The organism is Halapricum hydrolyticum, assembly GCF_025517535.1.
Classification (GTDB): Archaea; Halobacteriota; Halobacteria; order Halobacteriales; family Haloarculaceae; genus Halapricum; species Halapricum hydrolyticum.
In genome coordinates this window covers 1-6,881 of record NZ_JAOPKC010000042.1, presented here as the reverse complement: position 1 = coordinate 6,881, position 6,881 = coordinate 1, and the positions used below count along the sequence as shown (strand labels likewise).

At 61.8% G+C, this 6,881-nt stretch carries 8 protein-coding genes and 1 pseudogene; 3 read left to right on the top strand and 6 right to left on the bottom strand.

Annotated elements, in window-relative coordinates; genetic code table 11:
* The 3 genes and pseudogenes from OB916_RS16795 to OB916_RS16785 all read right to left on the bottom strand — a co-directional run.
* The coding region (locus OB916_RS16795) for an extracellular solute-binding protein (RefSeq protein ID WP_315910449.1) at positions 1-941 on the bottom strand (941 nt) is incomplete at its 3' end.
* 348 nt (positions 942-1,289) lie between these two features.
* Positions 1,290-1,927, bottom strand: a pseudogene (locus OB916_RS16790) (IS6 family transposase).
* A 286-nt stretch (positions 1,928-2,213) separates the two neighbouring features.
* Positions 2,214-2,432 carry a hypothetical protein gene (locus tag OB916_RS16785; protein WP_315910448.1) on the bottom strand — a complete coding sequence of 73 codons (219 nt, stop codon included), beginning with the start codon at positions 2,430-2,432 and terminating at the stop codon, positions 2,214-2,216.
* Positions 2,433-2,650: 218 nt separating this feature from the next.
* On the opposite strand from OB916_RS16785, the gene OB916_RS16780 reads away from it, so the two are divergent.
* Positions 2,651-3,517, top strand: coding sequence for an amidohydrolase family protein (locus tag OB916_RS16780; RefSeq protein ID WP_315910447.1), 867 nt, complete (start codon positions 2,651-2,653; stop codon positions 3,515-3,517).
* A gap of 150 nt (positions 3,518-3,667) precedes the next feature.
* The gene (locus tag OB916_RS16775) at positions 3,668-4,588 is read left to right on the top strand and encodes a radical SAM protein (RefSeq protein WP_315910446.1); all 921 of its coding nucleotides are present in this window, start codon (positions 3,668-3,670) and stop codon (positions 4,586-4,588) included.
* Between the two features lie 21 nt (positions 4,589-4,609).
* Here OB916_RS16775 and OB916_RS16770 read toward each other — a convergent pair whose 3' ends face one another.
* Together OB916_RS16770 and OB916_RS16765 are read right to left on the bottom strand one after the other, a co-directional pair.
* Complete coding sequence (locus OB916_RS16770) at positions 4,610-5,134, bottom strand: hypothetical protein (RefSeq protein WP_315910445.1); 525 nt, start codon at positions 5,132-5,134, stop codon at positions 4,610-4,612.
* Between the two features lie 122 nt (positions 5,135-5,256).
* The gene (locus OB916_RS16765; RefSeq protein ID WP_315910444.1) at positions 5,257-5,790 is read right to left on the bottom strand and encodes a metallophosphoesterase; all 534 of its coding nucleotides are present in this window, start codon (positions 5,788-5,790) and stop codon (positions 5,257-5,259) included.
* 168 nt (positions 5,791-5,958) lie between these two features.
* Between OB916_RS16765 and OB916_RS16760 the strand changes: the two genes are divergently transcribed.
* On the top strand, positions 5,959-6,345 hold the full coding sequence (locus tag OB916_RS16760; protein WP_315910443.1) for a helix-turn-helix domain-containing protein: 387 nt from the start codon (positions 5,959-5,961) through the stop codon (positions 6,343-6,345).
* A 31-nt stretch (positions 6,346-6,376) separates the two neighbouring features.
* Here OB916_RS16760 and OB916_RS16755 read toward each other — a convergent pair whose 3' ends face one another.
* Positions 6,377-6,733, bottom strand: a complete 357-nt coding sequence (locus OB916_RS16755) for a hypothetical protein (RefSeq protein ID WP_315910442.1) — start codon at positions 6,731-6,733, stop codon at positions 6,377-6,379.
* Between the last annotated feature and the right edge of the window lie 148 nt (positions 6,734-6,881).

Here is a 6,881-nt window from a genome sequence, read left to right as displayed (position 1 = left end):
GCCTTTCGGACGTCCCCTTCGTTCCACTCCAGCGCGGCGGCGGGGACGAAATCCCCGGCGAACGACCCGAACCCATCGACCGACTCGCCGTGGAGGAACCGCCGAAGCATCCTGGCCGCGTCGATACCCGCGTCCTCGGCGACCGTCACGGGCCGCTCTCTGGCGGGGCCGAGCAACGTGGCCGTCGGATCGCCGAAATACGCCCCGCCCCACGTCGAAAGCGCCTCGTAAAACGGGCCGATCGCCAACGACCAGTAGGCACCCAACGGAGACGTGAAGCCGTATTCGACGCCGCTGTCTGCGAGCGTGTCGGCGACGACGTGCGACCAGCGTTCCCACGACAGGGGCTCGCTCCCCCAGTTTGCCCCTGCGGGGTCGTAGCCGGCGGCCTCTGTGAGGTCGCGACGGTACAGGACTGTCCGCATGTCGACGCGGAGCGGAATGCCATACCGGTCGCCCGTCCCCTGCGCCCGGTCCGAGCGACTGGCCGCCCAGAAGGACTCTGACTCGACGGGCGCCAGCACCTGGTCCGGCAGCCGTTCGGTGAGGTTTGTGAGGAGGCCCCCTCTGTGAAATTGTTGCAGCCAGCTGTCACGGATGACCAACAGGTCCGCCGCGTCGGAGCTTCTCTCAAGCTCGCCTACAAAGTCATTCATTGTCGGCTCGGCTTCATAGTCGTCGTCGATGTGGAACATAACATCCACGTCCCGGGAGAGACCACCGTGCTCGTAGAGGGCCATTTTGACGGTGTCGGCGGGGAAGCCGGCTTCGACGAACACGCCCAGCGTGTCGCTCTCGGTCCCATCGCCGAGTGTCGCCCCCAACTCGCCGCATCCGGCCCCGACTGCCGACGTGCCCGTGGCTGCCAGCCCGGCCACGAAGCGCCGCCGACTGACTCTTGATCTCGCCGAGGCTGACTCGGACTGGCCACGTCGACTCACAGTGTCTCACCACCAGACCACAGCTGTTCGGATGCCATCACCATCCCTTAATTTTGTAACTATAAAAACAAATATCCACCGGCTCGTGCAGTTGATTGGCCCGACTGGCGACGCTCTTCTCGACGTCTTCGCAGTGATAGTTGTCGCCCGGACTCTTCCCCGCGGATTCCCGCGATCGCCAGCTTCAGACTTCCGGGCCGTAATACGGGTAAAGGAATGGCCCACCGGAATCGATTTTTATAACACCAACATCACACTCAAACCGGTGCCTGCGACCACATTCGCCGTCTTTTCACGTAATTTCGCCGTCGATATGTGAGAGGATCAGTGAGGCTCTCGACCATCGCGTTAAGTTTGGCGTGAGTTGTGGTAGACGGCGAAGGCTTCGAGCCAGTCTTGAGCTGTCTCTAGCTCGATATGGCTAAAACTATTCGCGAACGATGAGGTTCGTCGTTCTACCTCCCAGAAGACACGTTCGATGGCATTCCGATTTCCGTGTGCAAGTATCTGAAATCGGTAGCCATCTTCGGCCAGTACTGGCCCGAGGTAGTCGGCGTCATCGACGAGAAATAGCACACCATCAAGCTGATAGCGGCGGTGAAGCTCGGCCAGAAACCACCGCGTCGTCTGTTTTGTCACCGTCGGAAACAGACTGACGTGGAGGATTTCGTTCGTTTTGGGATCGACAGCGCCGTACAGCCAAACTCTTGACCGTGCAGGCGGGTCATCTTCTCGTCAACCGCAAGTTGATCCGCAGTGACTGTCGAGAGTGGCTGTAGATCTGCCTTGTGAACCCACTCGTGGATTGCCACGTGACTCCGTTGGACTCCTAACTCATCGATAAAACGACTTTCATCCCGTAATGACATACCTGCTAAGTGACATCGGATGCCCACTTGAATCGCCCACTCGGGAGTCCGCCGCCGCTCCACAAACGACAAATCTATCCACGTGATAGCATCGCTGAGGCGTTCGGTATCGAGCATGGACACGCAGAGATCGAACGCCTCATTCTCTAAGTTAACGCGACCCTCTCGACAGGGTCAGTACTAAATAGAGGCCCTGTACTGAGCACTCAGAGGAGACTGCTTCTGGGGTAACTCCGTGCAAGATACGCGCGGTATATCTCGCACGACTGAGTTGACCGATCCATCGTCTGTCAGTACCAGTGTGACCGACTCAGGGGTTGTAGTCGTCACGGGAACTTCATTATTTCTCTACCTAAGTTCAGAATTATATGATAGAAAGTGCCTGCAATTTTAACTCCACGAGTCACAGTGCGAGACCTAACGCCACGAAGAAAACTCCCATAAGTCCGACAGCATACGAGTACAACCATGCTCGCGTGCGCTGTTTGTCTTTTGCCCACTGTGGCGCACGCTCAATATCTTTAAAAGCCACCCACGGTCGTGCCCGTGAGAGCGGATCGCTGGCAGTGTAGACAGCAAGGGCAATCAGAAAAATGCCGAGCACAAGCGCAGCGAGATTCATACATGATATTACAGTTAGATGCTCAAATTTTTGTCGCCCGCCCTGACTCGGTCTCGCAATTACTGCTACGTCCACGCCGACCTGTGATCGAACTCGCTCGACTCGGGTGCGGGCCCGCATAATGCGCAGATGTCCAAGCCCACGCAGTTGCCTTGAGATCGCCGATCGAGGTTCTTCCGGTCCACAGCTATACAAACCCGACCGCCCACTGCGGTCGTATGCGCCTGGTCGATACGCACACCCACGTCTGGGGCCCCGATACCGCCGAATTGCCCTGGCACAGTGCCAATCTCCCCCCGGAGTGGTCCGGTCCGTACCTCCACACAGATCTCGTCGCCGACATGGATGCAGCCGAGGTTGACGAAGGAGTGTTGCAGCCGACGACGATCTACGGCCGCGACGAACGGGCCAACGAGTACACGCTCCGGGCAATCGAAGCCCATCCCGAGCGGCTGTGGGGCGTCGGTGTCATGGAGTACTTCCAGGACGAACCCGACCTCCGACAGGCTGTTCGCCGCGTGACCGGTCACGAACGGATGCTCGGGATTCGGTTTCATGCCGCCTTCGAGTATGGGGAGACGCCCGGGAAGATGGATCGACAGGCGGACTGGATCGCCGACGACGCGCTCGACCCGCTGTACGACGAACTCGCCACGCAGGAGGCAGCCGTGTTCGTCCTCTCGAAACCCGAACAGTACTCCATGCTCGCCACACTCGCAGCGGCCAACCCCGATGTCACGTTCGTCCTCGAACATATGGGCTGGCCTGATGAAGGGATGGGCCCCGACGAAGCGCCCTGGACCGATATCGAGACGCTGGCAGAGTACGAGAACGCCTACGTCAAGGTGAGTTCGGTCCCAAGGGCGTCGGGGGACGCCTGGCCCTACGAGACGGCCGGGGCGTTCGTCCAGAAACTCCTGTCGTGGTTCGGCCCCGAGCGGCTCATGCTCGGATCGGATTATCCCTGGCTGGACGACTGGGCATCCTATCGAGAGTGCCTCTCCTGGCCGGAAGCCGCCGAGTACCTCTCAGCCCGGGATCTGTCGTGGCTCTCCTATCGGACGTTCGAGACGCTCCGGGAGTGACGCGGGTGCTTGTTGTACTATCCTCCACGAGAGCATCGCGATCACGACAGTGTGGACGGACTCCTCTGCCGACGAACGGACGCGAGGAGTCCAATCGCGACCATCTTGGTCACGGGAATACTCTTAGCTCTCCGTGACAAAGGTACACACATGGGAACGCGACCGGCATCGACGCCGAGCTACAGGCGCCTGTCGGAGGCTGACTTCGACGCGCGCGTCCGGGCGCTGTGGCGACGCTACGAGGACTGCGACCTCTGCCCGCACGACTGTGGGGTCGACAGGACTGCCGGCGAGACCGGTGCCTGTGGCGTCACAGACGACGCGCTGGTCGCCTCGTACTTCGACCACCACGGCGAGGAGTCCGTCCTGCGCGGCCACAGCGGCAGCGGAACGATCTTTCTCGCGGGCTGTAACCTGCACTGCGTCTTCTGTCAGAACTTCGATATCAGTCAACGACTGCAGGGCGATCCCGTGGGTCCCGAGGAGATCTCCGAGATGGCGCTCGAACTCCAGGACCGGGGCTGTCACAACGTCAACTTCGTCACCCCGACACACGTTGCGCCCCACCTCGCGGCCGCCGTCCGGATCGCCCATGATCGCGGTCTGAAGGTCCCGATCGTCTGGAACTGCGGCGGGTACGAGCGGGTCGACGTGCTCGAGTTGCTCGACGGGATCGTCGACATCTACATGCCGGACGTCAAGTGGAGCGACAGCGAGGCTGCCGTGGAGTACTCTGGGGCACCCGATTACTGGGACCGCGCCCGCGACGCACTCCGGGAGATGCACCGCCAGGTCGGAGACCTTTCGACGGACTGTCGCGGCATCGCGACAGACGGACTACTCGTTCGTCACCTCGTGATGCCGGGCCACGTCGAGAACACGAAAGGCGTCCTGGCGTTTCTCGCCGAGGAGATCAGCCAGGAGACGTACGTCAACCTGATGGACCAGTACCGGCCACACTACCGGGCACGGACGGACTCGCGATACGAGGAGATCAACCGGCGGGTGCGTTCCGAGGAGTACCAGGAGGTGGTGGCGTACGCGCGCGAACTCGGGCTTCGACTGGCCTGATCGGCTCCGGCTGGCCTGATATTAATGCAGTGTCCCCTCGCGAGCGTCCTCGTCGTAGGCGAACAGGGCGTAGCCGACGTCGGCGACGGTGTGACCGGTTTCGGCGGCGATCTCCCGGATCGGCTCGATCATCGTCACGTAGTCGGCAGAGTCGAACGATTCCTTGCGGCCGTCGAGGTAGTCGAGACGGTCGAGACTCGCCCAGACGCGCGTGTCGACGACCGCGTGGCGCTCGGGATCGAGCGCCGCCAACACGGCCGAAGCCGTCGGAGCCTTGAAGCCGCTGAGCCCGGTCAGCAGCTGGATCTTCGAGAAGTCCCCATCGACAGCGAGAACGTTCGCCGTGACCTCGCGACACCTCTCGGGCGGGTTCGATTCGACGTGGTAGGCGCTTCGCGTCGAGTTCTCGTAGGCGAGATCGTACAGCTGGTCGCGGGTGAGATAGCCCTGTTCGCGATAGGCGGCCCCGATCTCTTCGAGGCGTTCCGGAAGTACGCCCTGGGTCTGTTCGTAGGCATTGAGATACGTGTTGACGAGTTCGTTCACGGTGCGCGCCTTGTGGCCGGGGCGACTTGAGCGTCACTGTACCGCAGGCGAGACTGCTATCACAGGCGTCACTGTATCGCGGTCGTCGCTGCCATCACGGACGTCACCCGCGGGCGTCGCTGCTACCGCGGTTCCGACAGCGTGTGATCGGCTATCAGATCGCCATCCGGCGTCCGGAGTTCGATGGTCGCTCCGGTTTCCCGCCGCGTCAGCTCGGCGTGCCCCGGCCGGTTCCCTCGCGGGTCGGCGTGACTGCCGGGGTTGACGAGCAGACAGTGCGACGTCCGTTCGATCGCGGGTCGATGCGTGTGGCCGGCGATGATGATCTCCGCGCCCTCCTGTCGAGCCAGCAGCGACAGCGACGTGTCGTCGTGGTCGTGGCCGTGGACGAGGACCACCGTGTATCCGCCGTACTCGACGGTGACGGTATTCGGGAGCCGAGCCGCGAGCGTCGGCTCGTCGCTGTTCCCGGCGACCGCCGACAGCGGCGTCCCACCCTGTTTGCTGCCGGCCTCATTGGCGATCGCTTCGTAGACGCGTTCGGTCGTGAAATCGCCGGTGTGACAGACGTGATCGGCCTCCCGGGCGGCAGTCAGCGTTCGCCCTTCGAGCCTGTGCGATCGTTCCCCGTGGGTGTCCCCGAGTGCGACGAGCATACGAGTTGCTGGCCGCCCACCGCCACAACCGTTGTGGAATCGGACGCCTGTTCTGAGTGGTCGTGGCTCGACTCGCCGAACAGCCTACGACCCTGGTCGGTCGGACGAAACCGGGTGAGCCGCGAGTAACGAGTGTGTTTATTCCGCTAACGACCGATCATCTATACAATGTCACAGGTCGATCTCTCGCCGGATCGATTTCAGGAGTTGCTTCGCGAGTCGGAGCCATCCTTCGAGGAAATTCTCGCGTGTGTGTTCGACCTCGGGCTCCACGAAGTCCGGACGTACGAGGCGCTACTGGGCCAGCCTGCGAGCACGGTCGAGGAGTTGGCCGCCGAACTCGATCGCGACCGCAGCAGTGTCAACCGATCGCTGTCGACATTGCGGGAGAAAGGGCTGACCGACCGCACGCGGTATTTGCTCGACAGCGGTGGCCACGTGTACCAGTACACTGCGACCGACGTCGAACAGACGCGCGAGCTGATGCACGAGACCCTCGACGCCTGGGCCGAGTACGTTCACGACCGCATCGACACGTTCGGCGGCGACCGGTAGCTCGCGTTCGGCGACGATCGGTAGCTCGTGTTCAGAACGTGATCACTTCGTAGTCGTCATCGACGAGCGATCGAACACTCGGGTGTCCGTCGTGATCGTCGAGCGTCACGACGCCGGCATCTGCGACCGCGTCCGCGACGCCGAACGCCCCCGAACAGAACTCACAGACAGACGTGTCCTCGCGCACCGTCCGGTAGAGTTCGTGGTAGTCGTTGCGCTCGTCTTCGAGTTTTGGGATCCACTGGGTGCCCGCGCCGTCGAAAATCAGTTCGACCTCGTCGCCGTCCGTCTGTGCGAACTCCTTGGCCGTCTCGAGTCTGTTGACGAGACGGCCCCTGTCCGCGTGTGATCCCGTTCCTGCCAGGATGACAACTGCTGTTTTCGTCATTACGATCCTTGATGGCTGTGGTAGCAAATTGACATCCTCCTCCGCCTGAACAGTAGTTGCCGAAGTAGCTGAGAGTCGGATTTCTCCGGTGACAGCGTACGATGAGTATGGTTGCTACCGACGAGGCACGGCAGGTCTGCCGTGCCGC